The sequence below is a fragment of the Ferrimonas sediminicola genome, assembly GCF_005116715.1.
GTDB classification, from domain to species: Bacteria; Pseudomonadota; Gammaproteobacteria; order Enterobacterales; family Shewanellaceae; genus Ferrimonas; species Ferrimonas sediminicola.
This window is the reverse complement of record NZ_SWCI01000048.1, coordinates 1-255: the sequence shown is the minus strand read 5'-3', so window position 1 is coordinate 255 and position 255 is coordinate 1. Positions and strand designations below refer to the sequence as shown.

1 rRNA gene is annotated in these 255 nt (G+C 55.3%); it reads right to left on the bottom strand.

Annotation, left to right across the window (positions count from 1 at the left end):
* Positions 1 to 255: ribosomal RNA gene (locus FCL40_RS18475) — 16S ribosomal RNA — on the bottom strand; the annotation flags it as partial.

Sequence of the window (255 nt, the reverse complement as noted above, 5' to 3'; positions counted from 1 at the left end):
GCCTGCATGCGCTTTACGCCCAGTAATTCCGATTAACGCTCGCACCCTCCGTATTACCGCGGCTGCTGGCACGGAGTTAGCCGGTGCTTCTTCTGCGAGTAACGTCACAGCTAACGGGTATTAACCGTTAACCTTTCCTCCTCGCTGAAAGTACTTTACAACCCGAAGGCCTTCTTCATACACGCGGCATGGCTGCATCAGGCTTGCGCCCATTGTGCAATATTCCCCACTGCTGCCTCCCGTAGGAGTCTGGAC